19 protein-coding genes are annotated in these 15840 nt (G+C 73.1%); 8 read left to right on the top strand and 11 right to left on the bottom strand.

The features are described 5' to 3' along the window. Positions 1–66: 66 nt before the first annotated feature. From ACRAKJ_RS38265 to ACRAKJ_RS38230, 8 genes are all read right to left on the bottom strand, one after another. Entirely contained in the window at positions 67–930 is an 864-nt protein-coding gene (locus ACRAKJ_RS38265) for an aldehyde dehydrogenase family protein (RefSeq protein ID WP_438921700.1), read from the bottom strand. Next, complete coding sequence (locus tag ACRAKJ_RS38260; RefSeq protein WP_438921699.1) at positions 923–2350, bottom strand: aldehyde dehydrogenase family protein; 1428 nt, start codon at positions 2348–2350, stop codon at positions 923–925. Before ACRAKJ_RS38260 ends, ACRAKJ_RS38265 begins: the two co-directional genes overlap by 8 nt. A gap of 3 nt (positions 2351–2353) precedes the next feature. Further along, a complete protein-coding gene (deoC, locus tag ACRAKJ_RS38255) occupies positions 2354–3319 on the bottom strand; it encodes a deoxyribose-phosphate aldolase (RefSeq protein WP_438921698.1) in 966 nt (321 codons plus the stop codon). A gap of 79 nt (positions 3320–3398) precedes the next feature. Further along, on the bottom strand, positions 3399–4046 hold the full coding sequence (locus ACRAKJ_RS38250) for a DUF1707 SHOCT-like domain-containing protein (RefSeq protein WP_438921697.1): 648 nt from the start codon (positions 4044–4046) through the stop codon (positions 3399–3401). Positions 4047–4125: 79 nt separating this feature from the next. Continuing rightward, positions 4126–4617, bottom strand: a complete 492-nt coding sequence (locus tag ACRAKJ_RS38245; RefSeq protein ID WP_438921696.1) for a hypothetical protein — start codon at positions 4615–4617, stop codon at positions 4126–4128. Between the two features lie 182 nt (positions 4618–4799). Beyond that, positions 4800–6071: a hypothetical protein gene (locus ACRAKJ_RS38240; protein ID WP_438921695.1), complete on the bottom strand. Its 1272-nt coding sequence runs from the start codon at positions 6069–6071 to the stop codon at positions 4800–4802. Beyond that, the gene (locus tag ACRAKJ_RS38235; protein WP_438921694.1) at positions 6062–6367 is read right to left on the bottom strand and encodes a hypothetical protein; all 306 of its coding nucleotides are present in this window, start codon (positions 6365–6367) and stop codon (positions 6062–6064) included. The genes ACRAKJ_RS38240 and ACRAKJ_RS38235 overlap by 10 nt, the downstream gene beginning before the upstream one ends. A gap of 109 nt (positions 6368–6476) precedes the next feature. After that, entirely contained in the window at positions 6477–7469 is a 993-nt protein-coding gene (locus ACRAKJ_RS38230; RefSeq protein WP_438921693.1) for a Gfo/Idh/MocA family oxidoreductase, read from the bottom strand. Positions 7470–7562: 93 nt separating this feature from the next. On the opposite strand from ACRAKJ_RS38230, the gene upp reads away from it, so the two are divergent. After that, a complete protein-coding gene (gene upp, locus ACRAKJ_RS38225) occupies positions 7563–8186 on the top strand; it encodes a uracil phosphoribosyltransferase (protein WP_438921692.1) in 624 nt (207 codons plus the stop codon). A 180-nt stretch (positions 8187–8366) separates the two neighbouring features. Here the strand turns inward: upp and ACRAKJ_RS38220 are convergent, their stop codons facing one another. Next, positions 8367–9212: an NmrA family NAD(P)-binding protein gene (locus ACRAKJ_RS38220; RefSeq protein WP_438921691.1), complete on the bottom strand. Its 846-nt coding sequence runs from the start codon at positions 9210–9212 to the stop codon at positions 8367–8369. Between the two features lie 235 nt (positions 9213–9447). Between ACRAKJ_RS38220 and ACRAKJ_RS38215 the strand changes: the two genes are divergently transcribed. Further along, positions 9448–10755: a glycosyl hydrolase family 18 protein gene (locus ACRAKJ_RS38215; protein WP_438921690.1), complete on the top strand. Its 1308-nt coding sequence runs from the start codon at positions 9448–9450 to the stop codon at positions 10753–10755. 64 nt (positions 10756–10819) lie between these two features. On the opposite strand, the gene ACRAKJ_RS38210 is transcribed toward ACRAKJ_RS38215, so the two are convergent. Next, on the bottom strand, positions 10820–11416 hold the full coding sequence (locus ACRAKJ_RS38210) for a WHG domain-containing protein (protein WP_438921689.1): 597 nt from the start codon (positions 11414–11416) through the stop codon (positions 10820–10822). A gap of 82 nt (positions 11417–11498) precedes the next feature. Here ACRAKJ_RS38210 and ACRAKJ_RS38205 point away from each other — a divergent pair, with 82 nt between their 5' ends. The 5 genes from ACRAKJ_RS38205 to ACRAKJ_RS38185 all read left to right on the top strand — a co-directional run bounded on the left by ACRAKJ_RS38205 (position 11499) and on the right by ACRAKJ_RS38185 (position 14952). Then, positions 11499–11699: a type II toxin-antitoxin system VapB family antitoxin gene (locus ACRAKJ_RS38205; protein WP_233824133.1), complete on the top strand. Its 201-nt coding sequence runs from the start codon at positions 11499–11501 to the stop codon at positions 11697–11699. Between the two features lie 379 nt (positions 11700–12078). Then, positions 12079–12462: a Fic family protein gene (locus ACRAKJ_RS38200; RefSeq protein ID WP_438921688.1), complete on the top strand. Its 384-nt coding sequence runs from the start codon at positions 12079–12081 to the stop codon at positions 12460–12462. 83 nt (positions 12463–12545) lie between these two features. Continuing rightward, positions 12546–12929 carry a MerR family transcriptional regulator gene (locus ACRAKJ_RS38195; protein WP_438921687.1) on the top strand — a complete coding sequence of 128 codons (384 nt, stop codon included), beginning with the start codon at positions 12546–12548 and terminating at the stop codon, positions 12927–12929. A 44-nt stretch (positions 12930–12973) separates the two neighbouring features. Continuing rightward, positions 12974–13882, top strand: coding sequence for an aldo/keto reductase (locus tag ACRAKJ_RS38190; protein WP_438921709.1), 909 nt, complete (start codon positions 12974–12976; stop codon positions 13880–13882). Positions 13883–13974: 92 nt separating this feature from the next. After that, positions 13975–14952, top strand: a complete 978-nt coding sequence (locus tag ACRAKJ_RS38185) for an aldo/keto reductase (RefSeq protein WP_438921686.1) — start codon at positions 13975–13977, stop codon at positions 14950–14952. Between the two features lie 10 nt (positions 14953–14962). Here ACRAKJ_RS38185 and ACRAKJ_RS38180 read toward each other — a convergent pair whose 3' ends face one another. Next, positions 14963–15412 carry an NAD(P)H-dependent oxidoreductase gene (locus ACRAKJ_RS38180; protein ID WP_438921685.1) on the bottom strand — a complete coding sequence of 150 codons (450 nt, stop codon included), beginning with the start codon at positions 15410–15412 and terminating at the stop codon, positions 14963–14965. A 49-nt stretch (positions 15413–15461) separates the two neighbouring features. Here ACRAKJ_RS38180 and ACRAKJ_RS38175 point away from each other — a divergent pair, with 49 nt between their 5' ends. Further along, entirely contained in the window at positions 15462–15794 is a 333-nt protein-coding gene (locus tag ACRAKJ_RS38175) for a hypothetical protein (RefSeq protein WP_438921684.1), read from the top strand. The last annotated feature ends 46 nt before the right edge of the window (positions 15795–15840 follow it).

Raw genomic sequence — 15840 nt, 5'->3', positions numbered from 1 at the left:
GCGACCCGCACCCCGACCGGCCACCCGCCGGAAGCGCCTCCCCGGAAGCGCCTCCCCGGAACCGACTCACACCCCGGTCGGGTGCCAGACCGTCTTCGTCTCCAGGAACGCCCGCAGCCGGCCCAGGTCCGGCTCGCGGGTGAAGTCCTCGGCCGGCCGGTGGCGCAGGACGCGCTTCACCGTGCCCGCCGCCGACCGCTCCAGGTCGGCCCGGTCCGACTCCGGCGCACCGGTCAGGTCGAGGGCGTTCACGTCCGCGTGCGACGCCAGCCACGGCGCGATCTCCGCGGTCCGCCCGGTCAGCACGTTCACCACCCCGCCCGGCACGTCGGAGGTGGCCAGCACCTCGGACAGCGTGATCGCGGGCAGCGGCCGGTCCTGCGACGACACGACCACCGCCGTGTTGCCGGTCGCGATGACCGGCGCGATCACGCTGACCAGGCCCAGCAGCGACGACCCCTGCGGCGCCAGCACGGCCACCACGCCCGTCGGCTCCGGCACGGAGAACGAGAAGTACGGCCCGGCCACCGGGTTCGCCGCGCCCAGCACGGTGGCGACCTTGTCGGTCCACCCGGCGTACCAGACCCAGCGGTCGACGGCCGCGTCCACCAGCGACCGCGCTTCCTCCACCGCGACGCCCTCGGACGCCGCCACCTCGGCGGTGAACTGCTCGCGGCGGCCCTCCAGCACCTCGGCCACCCGGTACAGCACCTGGCCGCGGTTGTACGCCGTCGCGCCCGACCAGCCGGGGAACGCCTTGCGCGCCGCGCCCACCGCGTCCCGGGCGTCCTTGCGGGACCCCTGAGCGGCGTTGGCCAGGAACGCGCCCCCGGCGTCCACGACCGGGTAGGAGCGCCCGGACTCCGAACGGGGGAACGCGCCCCCGACGTAGAGCTTGTACGTCTTCGCCACGGCGATGCGGTCAGACATCGAGGTACGCCTCCAGCCCGGTGCGACCGCCCTCGCGGCCGAAGCCCGACTCCTGGTAGCCGCCGAACGGGGCGGTCGGGTCGAAGCGGTTGAACGTGTTGGCCCACACCACGCCGGCGCGCATCTTCTGCGCCGCCCACAGGATGCGCGACCCCTTCTCGGTCCAGATGCCCGCGGACAGCCCGTACGGCGTGTTGTTGGCCTTGGCCACCGCCTCGTCGGGCGTGCGGAACGTCAGCACCGACAGCACCGGCCCGAAGATCTCCTCGCGGGCGATCCGCATGGCCTGCGACACGTTGGAGAACACGGTCGGCGCGAAGTAGAAGCCCTTCTCCGGCAACGGGCACGCGGACGTCCAGCGCTCCGCGCCCTCGGCCTCGCCGGTGTCGGCCAGCTCCCGGATGCGGGTCAGCTGCTCGCGCGAGTTGATCGCGCCGACGTCGGTGTTCTTGTCCAGCGGGTCGCCGACGCGCAGCGTGGACACGCGCACGCGCAGCTTCTCCAGCAGCTCCTCGGCCACCGACTCCTGCACCAGCAGCCGCGAGCCCGCGCAGCACACGTGGCCCTGGTTGAAGAAGATGCCGTTGACGATGCCCTCGACGGCCTGGTCGATGGGGGCGTCGTCGAACACGATGTTCGCCGCCTTGCCGCCCAGCTCCAGGGTGAGCTTGCGGTTGGTGCCCGCGAGCTGCCGCTGGATGGTCTTGCCGACGTCCGTCGACCCGGTGAACGCCACCTTGTCCACGTCCGGGTGGTTCACGACGGCCGCGCCGACGTCACCCGCGCCGGGCAGGATGTTGACCACGCCGGGCGGCAGGTCGGCCTGCTGGATGATCTCGGCCAGCACCAGCGCGCTCAGCGGCGTCGTCTCGGCGGGCTTGAGCACCACGGTGTTGCCGCAGGCCAGGGCGGGCGCGATCTTCCACGCCGCCATCAGCAGCGGGAAGTTCCACGGGATGACCTGGCCGGCCACGCCCAGCGGGCGCGGGTCCGGGCCGTACCCCGCGTAGCCGAGCTTGTCCGCCCAGCCCGCGTGGTAGAAGAAGTGCGCGGCGGCCGTGGGCACGTCCACGTCCCGCGACTCCTTGATCGGCTTGCCGTTGTCCAGCGACTCCAGCACGGCCAGCTCGCGAGCGCGCTCCTGGACCAGCCGGGCGATGCGGAAGATGTACTTGGCCCGCTCGGAGCCCGGCATCCTCCCCCACACCCGGTCGTAGGCGCGGCGGGCGGCCTTCACGGCCCCGTCGACGTCCGCGGCGGTGGCCGTGGAGACCTCGGCGAGCACCTCCTCGGTGCCCGGGTTGATCGTCTTGAGCGGCTCGCCACCGCCCTCGACGAACTCGCCGTCGACGAACATCCGGTAGGTCGGCTTGAGGTTCGCGATGTCCCGCGACTCGGGCGCGGGCGCGTATTCCCACATGTCTCAGTCCACCGTCACGTAATCGGGGCCGCTGTAGTGGCCGTCCAACTGGGTGCGCCGCTGCATCAGCAGGTCGTTGAGCAGCGTGGAGGCGCCGAACCGGAACAGGTCCGGGGTCAGCCACTCGGGGCCCGCGACCTCGTGCACCGCCACCAGGTACTTGATCGCGTCCTTGGTGCTGCGGATGCCGCCCGCGGGCTTCACGCCCCGCAGCTCGCCGGTCTGGGTGTGCCAGTCGCGCACCGCCTGGAGCATCACGTGCGTCACCGGCAGCGTCGCGGCGGGCGACACCTTGCCGGTGGAGGTCTTGATGAAGTCGCCGCCCGCGAGCAGCCCGATCCACGAGGCGCGGCGCACGTTGTCGTAGGTCGCCAGCTCGCCGGTCTCCAGGATGACCTTGAGGTGCGCGTCGCCGCACGCGCGCTTGACCTGCGCGATCTCGTCGAACACCTGGCCGTAGCGGCCGGACAGGAACGCGCCCCGGTCGATCACCATGTCGATCTCGGTGGCGCCCGCGTCCACCGCGTACGCGGTGTCCTCCAGCTTCACCTTCAGCGACGAGCGGCCCGACGGGAACGCGGTGGCCACGCTGGCCACGTTGACGCCCGTGCCCGCCAGCTCCTCCACCGCGGTCGCGACCATGTCGGGGTACACGCACACGGCGGCGACCCTCGGCACCTCCGGCCGGTCCGGGTCGGGCCTGCGCGCCTTGGCCGCGAGCGAGCGCACCTTGCCGTGCGTGTCCGCGCCCTCCAGCGTGGTCAGGTCGACCATGGAGATCGCCGTGTCGATCGCCCACAGCTTCGCGGCCTTCTTGATGCTGCGCGTCCCGAGACCGGCCGCGCGCTGTTCGACGCCGACCTGGTCCACCCCGGGCAGCCCGTGCAGGAACCGGCGCAGCGACGCGTCGTCCCGGACGGCGTCGGCGAGCGCCGGGGGCAGCGACGCCTGTGTCGATGGAGCAGCCATGCAGCCGAGTCTAAGCGGACTGGGACGGCCGTCCTAAGTGAGCGGGTAAGGGCTGGTCAGCGGGGGTGCGGAGGTCCGCTCAGCCCTCGATCTCGTCCCGCTTCGCGCCCTTGAGCTTCTTCTTCTTGGGGCGGCGCACCTCGACCGCGCCCATCATCGCGAAGCCGGTGACGCGCACCACCGGACCACCGGGCACGGTCGGTTCACCCTTGTGGGTCGAGTCCTCGAAGGCGCCCATGAAGCCGACGCCGTCCACCCGCACGGTCACCTCCGGCGGCACGATGATCTCGATGCCGCCCATCAGCGCGTAGGCGTTGATCGTCGTCTCCTGCTGCGCGAAGCGGGCCTTGGTGAGGTCCAGCTGGACCCCGCCCATGACCGCCACGGCGTTGTGCGTGACGGGCACGACCCACTCGCCGCGGCGGTCGACGCCGGACCAGAACGCGAACGACGTCGCCGAGCCGGGCGTGCCGCCGACCCGCGAGGACGGCGGGGTGTGCTGGAGCGGCGCCGGCAGCACGGTGGGCGGGGCCACGCCGAGGTCGGCGGTCAGCGGCACCAGCTCGCCGTAGGTCCTCGACGCGTACACCGCCGCCAACCGCTCGTCCAGCTCGTGCAGGTCGAGGCGACCCTCGCCGTGCGCCTGCTGGAGCACCCGGGCCACCTGCTCGCGGTCGGCGTCCGAGGCGCGCATCTGACGGGGGTCGGGGACAAGCTCGTCGCTCACCCGGGTGAGTCTAGGAGCACGTCGTGCGTTTGACGACGGAACGCGGGATCATGCCCGAACCGGACGCCGGGCGTGGCCGTCACGTGCCGGTGGCGGTGAGCACGAGCGTCCCCGACCGCACGTCCAGGTACGCCGTCGCCGACCACCGACCGCCGGAGAAGGCCCTGGTCAGAGCCTCGCCGGTGAGGAACGGGCCGGGCGGGAGCCCGTCGCGCAGCCCGTCCGCGACCGACGGTCGCAGGCCCTGCTCGGTCGGGTGGTGGGCGGCCACCAGGCCGGCCACCCGGTCGGCCGGCAGCGCCACCACCGCGTCGATCCAGTACGTCGACGGACCCGGCACGTCGGCGCGACCGTACGTGCCCGACATCCACCGCGCTCCCCCCGGCGTCCCCAGCGCGGGGAACCGCGACAGCAGCGGGTCGAGGTCGGTCCGCAGCTCACCCGTCCCCGACTTCACCGCCGCACCGGTGCTCGCCATCGGCTCGTCCTCCTCCACCACCAGCACCCGGTAACCGACCGCACCCACCACCAGCACCACCAGCACCGCCGCCACCGCGGCCAGCGCGAGCACCCACGGCCGGGGCCCCGCCGGTCGGGGGCGCGCCGGTCGAGCCCCTGCGGGCCGGGGTCCCGCTGGCTGAGCCCCCGCAGGCCGGGGCCCCGCAGGTCGAGACCCCCCTGGCCGGGGTCCCCCCGGTACGACCCCCGCAGGCGGGGGCGCCGTCACCCGGCGCTCCGCCGGCACGCCGTCCACTAGCGCCGCTCCCTCGGGTTGTCCGGGGTCGGGCCCCGGTCGCGCTCCGCGCCGCGCGTGCCCTCGTCGACGCGGGGCGCGACGACGTCGGGCGCGCCCTGCGGCGGGTTGCCGAGCTCCCAGGTGACCGTCCTGGTCGCCTGGCCGTGCGTGTCGAACGGCTTCGCCCACCCCACCTCGGTGAACCTGCCGTTCTCGTCGTCACCCGCACCGGTCGCGATGTCGGCCTGGCCGCGGTTGAAGTTGTAGCGGTCCTCGGCCTCCACGGTGACCGTCATCGTCACCCGGTTCCCGTCCACGCGCACGTTCCCGTGGCTCCACACCTGGTACGCGCCGACGGCCTTCTGCCAGTTCTCCGTCTTCGGGTACGAGTCGGCGGCCGACGGCTGCCCGGTCAGGGGGAACTCGGTGTGCCCCGCCCGCACCAGCTCCTCCGCCGCCCGCGCGGCCCGGGTGATCTCGCCGTCGAGGCCCGCGCGGATTCCCGAGTCCTCCCGGACGGCCTTGTCGTAGTCGAACCCGCGCGGTTCACCGCTGTTCTTCCAATAGTGCTCGTACATCCCGGTGGCGTCCGGCATCATGCCCAGCGCCTGCGCCCCGCGCAATTTCGCCAACCACTCGGCCTTGGACACCTGGTCCCGCCAGTTCGATTCCGCCGAGCCGTGCGCGAAATCGTCGTCGAACCGGATGTCGGGCCGGTCGGGCGGTCCGACCCGGTAGCGCCCGTCCTCGGTGCGCGCGGTCGGGTCGGCCTCGGCGAGGCTCGCCGCACCGCCGTCGGACACCTGCGCCGCCTCGGCCTTGGCCAGGGCCGCGGCCAGCGAGTCGTCCGCCGCCCGCGCCGCGACCAGCACGCGTTCCACGCGGTCCGCCAGCTCGGCGGCCAGGCGGGTGCGCTCGTCGGCGGGCTGCGTCCCGGGCGCCTCGTCGCGCACCGACCCGTCGGCCGCGATGCCGAAGCCGTGGGCGCGGGCGACCGACTCGGCCTCCTCGACGAGGTGGCGCAGCGCGGTGACCGCGTCCGACGCCTCCTGGAGCGCGCGCTGCACCGACCCGGCCTCGGCGACGACGTGCTCGGCGCGGTCCCTGATGGCGGCGAGCGCGCCGCGGGCCGCGGTGGCCCCGTCGCCGTGCCAGAACAGCGGGCCGAACGAGCCGACCAGCTCGTCCTCCAGGCCGATGAGCAGGTCCTTGCGGCCCCGGACCGCCTGCGCGGCGCCCTCCAGCCCGTCCGCGTCCCACCGGCGGACGTCCCCGTAGGTCAGGGCCATCCGACCAGCCCGCCGGAGAAGTCGCGCGCGGACGCGGCGTCGTCGGCCGCGTACCGGTCCGCCGACGCCGACAGGTTCGCGGAGAACGCGCCCACGTCCCGCGACCAGGTCGCCACGCGGTCGTCCCACGCCCTCGCCAACCGCTCGGCCCGGTCGGCCGACCGCGAACCGGGCAGGCCGGCCGGCACCTGCCCGACCGCCTCGCCCAGCCCGACCCGCCGCGCCCGTTCCCCCGCCGACGCCGCCGACGCGGCAGCCGCGCGCAGCCCTTCGACGTCCACCTCGAAGCCGCTCATGTCCCTCCCCGGACGATTGGCCGTGAATCGCACGCTAGCCGCGCCGGGGAAAGGAGGAATAGCTCGTTCGCTCGAATGGATCTGTATTCCACCCGGTGGTGAACACGAATTATGCGGAATTGCTGGGTCTGCGAACGGCGAGACCGGCGGCCGAGTAGATCGCGTCTATCACCCGCATGGTGGAAACCGCGTCGTCCGCCGTCGTGGGGAACGGTTCGCCGCGCAGGACCGCGCCGGCGAACGCGTCCAACTGGTAGGCGTAGGACGTGCGGCGGTCGAAGCGCTCCACCCGGCGCTGCCCCGCCAGCTTCACGGTGAGCCGGTGGCCCGCCTGCGGCATGAACGGGTTGAGCACCCGCATCTCGCCGTTCTCCCCGATGACCCTCGCCGACAGCTTGAGCACCGAGCGGGACCACATCGACGCCACCACCGTGCCCGTGTGCCCGGCGGGGAACAGCAGCTCGGCCCGCATCGCCCGGTCCACGCCCTCGCCCTTGAGCAGCGCCCGCGCCGAGCGCACCTCGGGTTCGCCGCCGCCCAGCAGCCGCACCAGGTTCACCGGGTAGCAGCCGGCGTCCATCAGCGCGCCGCCCGCCAGCTCCAGCGAGTACCGGATGTCGCCGAACCTCGGCAGCGGGAACGCGAGCCGCGCGTCGACGTGCCGCAGCGGCCCCAGCTCCCCGACCACCTCGGCCATCCGCGCGGCCAGCGGGTGGTAGCGGTAGTGGAACGCCTCCATCACCACCAGCCCGCTCGCGTTCGCCACCTCGGCCACCTCGGCGGCCTCCTCGGCGTTGGCGGCGAACGGCTTCTCGCACAGCACGTGCTTCCCGGCCGCCAACGCCCGCAGCGTCCACCTCCCGTGCAGCGCGTTGGGCAGCGGGACATAGACCGCGTCGATGTTGGGGTCGTCCAGCAGCGCCTCGTAGCTGTCGTGCACCTTGGCCACCAGGTGCCGGTCGGCGAACCGCCGGGCCCGCCCGACGTCCCGCGCCGCCACCGCCGCCACCTCGACCACCCCCGAGGTCCGGGCCGGTCGAACCACTGCCGCCGGCGCGATCCGCGCCGCACCCAAGATCCCGATCCGCACGTGGTCGGTCATGGTCAGGACGCTACCCCCGGGAGCACCTCGTCAACCCCGAGCCGCCGGATGTCCGGTCAGCGGACGCCGGACGGTGCCACATACTGTTCGACCATGGACGTCCTCGTCGTCGATCACCCCCTGGCCCGGGCGCGGCTGACCACCATGCGCGACGCCCGCACCGACAACGCGGCGTTCCGCGCCGCGCTGCACGAGCTGACCGTGATGCTGGTCTACGAGGCCACGCGGCACGCGCCGGTGGCCGAGGAGCGGGTGCACACGCCGGTCGCCCGGACCACCGGTTACCGGCTGGAGAACCCGCCGCTGCTGGTGCCCGTCCTCCGGGCCGGCCTCGGCATGGCCGACCAGGCGCACAAGCTGATCCCCGACGCGCAGATGGGGTTCGTCGGCCTGGCGCGCGACGAGGAGACGCTCCAGCCCACGCCGTACATGGAGTCGCTGCCGGAGAGCCTGGCCGGCCGACCGGTGTTCGTGCTGGACCCGATGCTGGCCACCGGCGGGTCGATGGCCTACACGATCCGCCTGCTGACCGACCGGGGCGCGACGGACGTGACCGCTATCTGCGCCCTGGCCGCGCCCGAGGGCATCAAGCACCTGGCCGACTCCGACCTGCCGGTGCGCCTGGTGACCGCCAGCGTCGACGAGCGCCTGAACGACTCGGGCTTCATCGTCCCGGGCCTCGGCGACGCCGGCGACCGCCAGTACGGCGCCGTCTAACCCCGAGAGTCCAACGCTCAAGCCCCGAGAGTCCAACGCTCAGGACCCCTGAGTTCTACATCCAGGACGGCGCGAGCGCTCACCGGGGAGTCCCGAACGTAGAACTCGGTGGTCCTGGGCGTTGGACTCTCGCGACCTGGGTGTTGGACTCTCGGGGCCTGGGTGTTGGACTCTCGCGGGTCAGGCGGGGGTGAGGGTGGTGGCGTGGTCGGCGGCCCACTGGGCCAGGGTCCGGCCCGGGCGGCCGGTGACGGTCGCGTGGTCGGGGGTCACGTCGGCCGGCTCCTCGGCGTGCTGGGCCATGTAGCCGAGCAGGTACTCGGCCACGTCGTAGGGCAGGCCCTCGTCGCGGATCAGGGCGGCCCGCGCCTGGCCGTACGTGAGGCGCTCGTAGCGGATCGGCCGGCCCAGGCCGCGCGCGAACGCCTCCGCCTGCTGCCGGTGCGTCAACGCCTCGGGGCCGCTGAGCGTGTACGCCCGCCCCGCGTGCCCGTCGCACAGCAGGGCGTGCACGACGACCTCGGCCACGTCGGCCTCGTGCACCGGCGCGCCCACCGAGTCCGGGAACGGCGCGCGCACCACGTCGTCCTCCCGGATGCCGCGCGCCCAGACCAGCTTGTTCGCCATGAACTCGCCCGGCCGCACGTGCGTCCACGCCACCCCGGACGCCTCGACCACCTGCTCCACGTCGTGGTGCAGCTCGTAGCTGCCGGGCCGTCGCGCGGTGACCGCGCTGCTGGACAGGAACGCCACCCGCCGCAGGTCGGGGGCGGCGCGCAGGAACGCCTCGGCGTGCGCGGGCGCCTCGTCGGACTCGACGACGGCGATCAGGTAGGCGGCCGTCACGCCCTCCAGCGGCAGGTCGGCGGGCCGGGTCAGGTCGCCCGCCACGACCTCCGCGCCGGCGGGCAGCCCGGCCCGCGCCGGGTCGCGGGTGAGCGCCCGCACCGCCGCACCCGCCGCCAGCAGCTGCTCGACGACGGCGCGGCCGACGGTGCCGGTCGCCCCGGTGACCAGGATCGTCACGTGTTCCCCCAGTGGCTCGGTGTTCAAATTTGAATACCGACGCTAGCGCGGTCGGTCGGGTGTCCGCACATGCAAAAGTTTGCAAAGGCCGTGGCGAACCCGGTGGGCACGACCTCCGGCGACGGCGGGCGGTGTTGCCGGATTCGGCCGTTCGGCCGTAGCAATGGTCTAGACCTCATCACTACCGTGGTCCAGACCACAACCGGAATGCTGCCGCCGCCCCGCGAGGAGAAGCATGTCGAGCAGGAGATGGGTGCTCCCCGCCCTCCTGGCCACCGCGTTGGTCGCCTCACTGGCGCCGCAGGCCGCCGCCCACGACGAGGACCGCCACGGCGGCCACCACGCCGGCGGGACGAAGACCCGCACCGTCGGGTACTACACCCAGTGGAGCGGTTACGACCGGAACTTCCTGGTCAAGAACCTCGTCACCAACGGCACCGCGCCGCGCCTGACGCACCTGAACTACGCGTTCGGGTTCCTCGACGAGAGCGGCGCGTGCGTCAGCTCCGACCCGTGGGCCGACTACCAGTGGCCGTTCACCGCCGAGCAGTCCGTCAGCGGCGAGGCGGACGAGGCGGGCCAGGCGCTGTCCGGCAACCTCAACCAGCTCAAGCAGCTCAAGGCGAAGCACCCGAAGCTGCGGATCAACATCTCCCTCGGCGGCTGGACCGGCTCCAAGTACTTCTCCAACGCCGCCCTCACGCCCGAGTCGCGCGCCGCCCACGTGGCCTCGTGCCTCGACATGTGGCTCAAGGGCAACCTGCCCGGCCTCGCGCCCGGCGCGGCGGCGGGCGTGTTCGACGGCATCGACCTCGACTGGGAGTGGCCGGCCAGCGAGGCCGCGCCCGGCAACGTCGTGCGCCCCGAGGACAAGCGGAACTTCACCGCGCTGCTCGTCGAGTACCGCAAGCAGCTCGGCAAGCTGACCTGGCGGACCGGCAGGTCCTACGACCTCACCGCGTTCCTGCCCGCCGACCCGCGGCAGGTCGACCGGGGCTTCGAGGTCGCACGGGTCTTCGGCCTGCTGACCTTCGGCACGGTCCAGGGCTACGACTACCACGGCGCCTGGGACCCGCGGACGAACCAGCAGTCGTCGATCCGCACCCCCGCCGGCGACCCCGCGCCGCTGCCGTTCAGCTCGCAGGTCGCGGTCGACCACTACCTGGAGAACGGCGCGCCGAAGAACAAGGTCGTCCTGGGCGTGCCCTTCTACAGCCGCGGCTGGACCGGCGTGACCAACGCGGACAACGGCCTGTTCCAGAACGCGACCGGCCCCGCGCCGGCGACGTACGAGGCGGGCTACGAGGACTACCGCGTCCTCAAGGCGCAGCTGCCCCGGTTCACCGTGCACCGCGACGCGAAGGCCGGGCACGCCTGGCTGTTCGACGGCACCACGTTCTGGACCTGGGACGACCCGACCGAGATGAGGCGCAAGGGCCGCTACGTGGCGGACCGGCGGCTCGGCGGCGCGATGATCTGGTCGCTCGACGGCGACACCGCCGACGGCGAGCTGATCAAGGCGCTCACCAGCGGACTGTCCTGAGAAGGGCAGTTCACGGGGTCCGGGGGGTTTCGCGGCGGCCGCCCCCCGGGCCCCACCTTCTTCGTCAGCGGCGGGCGCGCCAGCCGTCGGTCAGGGCGCGCAGCGCGCCCTCGTAGATCGCGTCGAGGCCCAGCTCGGGCGGCACGTTGCCGTTCAGCTCCAGGGTCAGCAGGCCGTGCACCGTGCCCCACACGCCCACGGCGAGCCGCGCGCTCGGGTTCGGCGCGAACAGCCCCGCCTCCAGGGCGCGCGTCACGTGCGCCAGCAGCGGTTCGAAGGCCGCGCAGGACGCCTCGAACACCTCGGCGGACGGCTCGAAGCCCGGCACGACCTTGGCGTACATCACCAGGTAGAACTGCGGGTCGGCCAACGCGCTGCGCCGGTAGGCGAGGCCCAGCTGCACGAGGTCCTCGACCGGGTCGTCCGTCCGCGGCACCTCCGCGAGCCGTTCACCGAAACGGCGGAACGCCTCCTCGTAGAGGGCGTTGAGCAGCGCGGGCTTCCCGCCGAACAGCGAGTAGACCGCGGTGGTGGAGGTGTTGACATCGGCCGCCAGCCTGCGCAAGCTCAATGCGCCCGGGCCCTCGGCGGACAGCAGTTCACCTGCCCGGACCAGCAGGCGGGCGCGGAGAGCGTCGTCGTGCGTCTTGGGCCGCGGCACCCGCGCAGTATATATCAAAACACTGTTACCAAATTAGTCTGGCCATTGTGGTACCAAGTTGGTACCGTCCTTCCCCATGGCGATGACCCTGCGTCTGAGTGACGAGGAGAACCGGCGGCTCGACGAGCTCGCCGCGGCCGAGGGGCGTTCCAAGCAAGAGGTGGTCCGGTTGGCGCTGGCCGAGCGCTGGGCCAGGCTGCAGAAGGAGGAGCAGCTGTCCGAGGTGCTCGGGCGCGTGCTCCCCAAGTACCGCGGGCTGCTCGACCGGCTCGGCTCCGCCTGACCCGTCCGCTTTTTCGGCTTCCCGCAGCGCTCGGTAGTCGATCCCGCACGTTCGAGTGACGGTCCGGATTCCCCTCGCCGTTCGAACACATGTTCGATACGGTGAATCCGTGCAGTTCAACCACTGTCAACCGCTCCGCCTGCGTGCGCACCCGTGCGAACGCCCACGACGCCGTCGAGCGCACCGGTATGGTGCGCCGTTGAAGATCGGGCCGCGTCCTGGTCGCGCTCCGGCGCACAGCGCGGCCGACACCATCCTCGACGTCGTCCGGACGGCGAGGCGATACGGACCTGAGGGGGTGGGTGGTGGCGCCGGAATGCCGGCGGCGGCCTGGCCGCACCGGAGTCCCCGCCCCGCAGGACAGGGAGCGCGTCAAGCAGTGGTCAACTACCTCGACGCCGGCGACTTGCTCGTGCTGGCGACCGCCGTCACCGGCGGGGACCTGGTCGTGCGCGACTTAGGTCTCCTCGACTCCGCAGCCCACCGCCCCAGGGCATCAGTGCTGGGGGTCGAGGCGTACGACACGCTCTGGCTGAAAGCCGCCGCGCTGCTCGACTCGATCGTCCGCACGCGTCCACTGGCCGAGGGCAACTGGCGCCTCGGGTGGGTCGCGGCCGTGACGCTGTGCGACATCAACGGCTGGGTGGTGGACGCCGAGGAGGACGAGGCGCTCGACCTCGTCCGCGCGCTCGGCAGGGAGCAGATCGACGTGGCCGGCATGGCCGCCCACCTGGAGGCGTGGGGCCTGGCGAAGGAGGGCTGAGCCGGCGTCCGGCCCCCACCGGGGGCGTCCGGTGGCCGAAACGGGTTGACCTGGAGTGCACTCCAGCTCCTACGGTCGTCTGCGTGACTTACTCGATCGCTCAGGCGGCGCAGCGCAGCGGGTTGTCGATCGACACGCTGCGCTACTACGAACGCATCGGCCTGGTGGACCCGCCCGCGCGGGACGCGGGCGGCCGGCGGACCTACAGCGACGACGACCTGGGCTGGCTCCACTTCCTCACCAGGCTGCGCACGACCGGCATGCCGATCCGCATGATGCGGGAGTACGCGCAGCTCAGGCACGGTGGTGGGCTGACCGCGGGCCGGCGCAAGCAGATGCTCCACGAGCACCGCGCCTCGGTGCGCGCGCGCATCGCCGAGCTGCAGTCCTGCCTGGACGTGCTGGACTACAAGATCACGCACTACGAGCAGATCGAGCACACCTTCGTGGAAGGGATCACGGCGTGACGCTGCTGGGCGGGCTGGAAGCGGGCCGGCAGGGCCTGGGCTGCATGGGCATGAGCCAGTCGTACGGCGCGGGTGACGAGCGCGGGTCGATCGCCACGGTCCACCGCGCCCTCGACCTCGGCGTCGTGCTCCTCGACACCGCCGACGTCTACGGCGCGGGCGCCAACGAGGAGCTGGTGGGGCGGGCGATCGCGGACCGCCGCGACCGCGTCGTCCTCGCCACCAAGTTCTCCCTCGCCGACCCCGGGCGCCGCCCGCGCGGCGACGCGCCGTACGTGCGGCAGGCGGCCGAGGCGTCGCTGCGCCGGCTCGGCGTCGACCACGTCGACCTGTACTACCAGCACCGCGTCGACCCGACCGTGCCGGTGGAGGAGACCGTGGGCGCGATGGCCGAACTGGTCGCCGAGGGCAAGGTCCGGCACCTCGGGCTGTCCGAGGCGTCCGCGGCCACGATCCGCCGCGCCCACGCCGTGCACCCGATCGCCGCGCTCCAGAGCGAGTGGTCGCTGTGGTCGCGCGACGTCGAGGCGGAGGTCGTGCCGACGTGCCGAGAGCTGGGCATCGGCCTGGTGCCGTTCTCCCCGCTCGGGCGGGGTTTCCTGACCGGCCGCGTGACGTCCGTCGACGACCTCGACGAGGACGACGTGCGCCGCGGCCTGCCCCGGTTCGCCGGCGAGAACTTCGCCCGCAACACCGCGATCGTGCGGGCCCTCCAGGAGCTGGCCGCCGAACGCGGCGTCACCGCCGGTCAGCTCGCCCTGGCCTGGGTGCACCACCAGGGGCCCGACGTCGTGCCGATCCCCGGCACCAAGCGGGTGGAGTACCTGGAGGAGAACGTCGCCGCCGCCGACCTGGTGCTGACGCCGGAGGAGCTGCGGGTGGTCGAGGCCGCCACGTCGGCCGTCGTCGGCGAGCGGTACACGCCCGAGATGCTCAAGCTCTCCAACCGCTAGTGCACGGAGTCGGTCCGGGGTGGTTGGCCGCCCCGGACCGGGCCGAGCACAGTGGGAACCGGACCGTTGCCGGACTCCGGAGGGGGAGCGCCATGGAGAACCGCCGTCTGGGTGCGCTGGAGGTGAGCGCGCAGGGGCTGGGCTGCATGGGGATGAGCGAGTTCTACGGGCCCGGCGACGACGTCGAGTCGACCGCCACCATCCGCCGCGCGCTCGACCTGGGCGTCACGTTCCTCGACACGGCCGACATGTACGGGCCGTTCACGAACGAGGAGCTGGTCGGCCGGGCGATCCGGGGCCGCCGGGACGAGGTCGTGCTGGCCACCAAGTTCGCGGTGGTCCGCGAGCCGGGCGCCGACTGGGGCGTGCGCGGCGACCCCGCGTACGTGCGGCAGGCGGCCGAGGCGTCGCTGCGCCGGCTCGGCGTCGACCACGTCGACCTCTACTACCAGCACCGGTTGGACCCCGGCGTGCCGGTGGAGGAGACCGTGGGCGCGATGGCCGAGCTGGTCGCCGAGGGCAAGGTGCGGCACCTCGGGCTGTCCGAGGTGGGCGCGGCGACGCTGCGCCGGGCGCACGCCGTGCACCCGATCGCCGCGGTCCAGAGCGAGTGGTCGCTGTGGTCGCGCGACATCGAGGACGAGGTCGTGCCCGCGTGCCGCGAGCTGGGCGTCGGCGTGGTGGCGTACTCGCCGCTGGGCCGGGGCTTCCTCACCGGCCGGTACACGTCGAAGGACGACTTCGCGCCCGGCGACGTGCGGCTCACCCACCAGCCGAGGTTCGCCGACGACGCGAACTTCGCCCGCAACCTGGCGCTGGTGGAGTCGCTGCGGGAGGTGGCGCGCGAGCACGGCGTGACGCCCGCGCAGATCGCCCTGGCGTGGGTGCACCACCGGGGCGCCGTGCCGATCCCGGGCACCAAGCGGGTGCGGTACCTGGAGGAGAACGCCGCCGCCGCGTCGATCCGGCTCACCGGCCCCCAGCTGGCGCGCGTCGAGTCGGCCGTGCCCGCGGACGCCGTGGCCGGCACCCGCTACCCGGCGCAGGTCATGGACACCCTGGGGCGCTGACCATGAAGGCTCACATGATCGTGGCGGCGACCGTCGCGCCCAGCTCGTAGCACCGCTCGCGCGCGGCCCGGTCCGGTGCGCCGGTGAGGGTCACGGTGTCGCCGACCGGCGTCCACCCGAGCCCCGTCGTGATGTCCCGGATCGCCCGCACCGCGCCCTCGGTGCCCTGGTTGCCGTGCACGTACGCCCCGAACGGCCGGCCGCGCGTGGCGTCCAGGCAGGGGTAGTAGACGGTGTCGAAGAAGTGCTTGAGCGCGCCGCTGATGTACCCGATGTTGACGGGCGTGCCGAGCAGGTAGCCGTCGGCGGCGAGGACGTCGGACGCGGTCGCGCCCAGCGCCGGCACCCGCACCACCTCGACCCCGGCCACCTCCGGGTCGTTGGCCCCGGCGACGACGGCCTCGAACAGCTCGTGCGTCGCGGGCGACGGCGTGTGGTGGATGATCAACAACCGGGCCATGGAACCAGTGTGGCCCCCGCACGTCTTAGTAGGTGACCGGGAGGGAGTCATGGACACTCGCAGCATCGCCACGATGGAGCGCAACCGCAGGATCACCTGGGGAGGCGGGGTCGGCGTCTCGCTGACGCTGATCGGCCTGCCGCTGGTCTTCATCGCGCTGTGGCCGGGGGTCGACCACAGCCCGTGGGCCGTCAACACGATGATCCTGGCGGTCGGCGTCGCGCTCTGCGCCGCCGGCTACGTCGCCGGGCGCATCGCGGTCGCCGCGCTCACCGAGAACCGGCCGAACCGCGTGAGCCCGCCGACCAAGCGGCCGTACCTGGTGGCGGGCGGTGCGCTGGCGATCGCGGTGCTGTGCCTGGTCATCGCGATCATGTCCTGATCCTCCGGGGACCCGACCCTCCGGGGCCCGGTCCCCTACGGGGCCC

This window comes from Saccharothrix sp. DSM 118769 (assembly GCF_052936295.1).
This window is presented reverse-complemented; position numbering and strand designations above follow the sequence as displayed.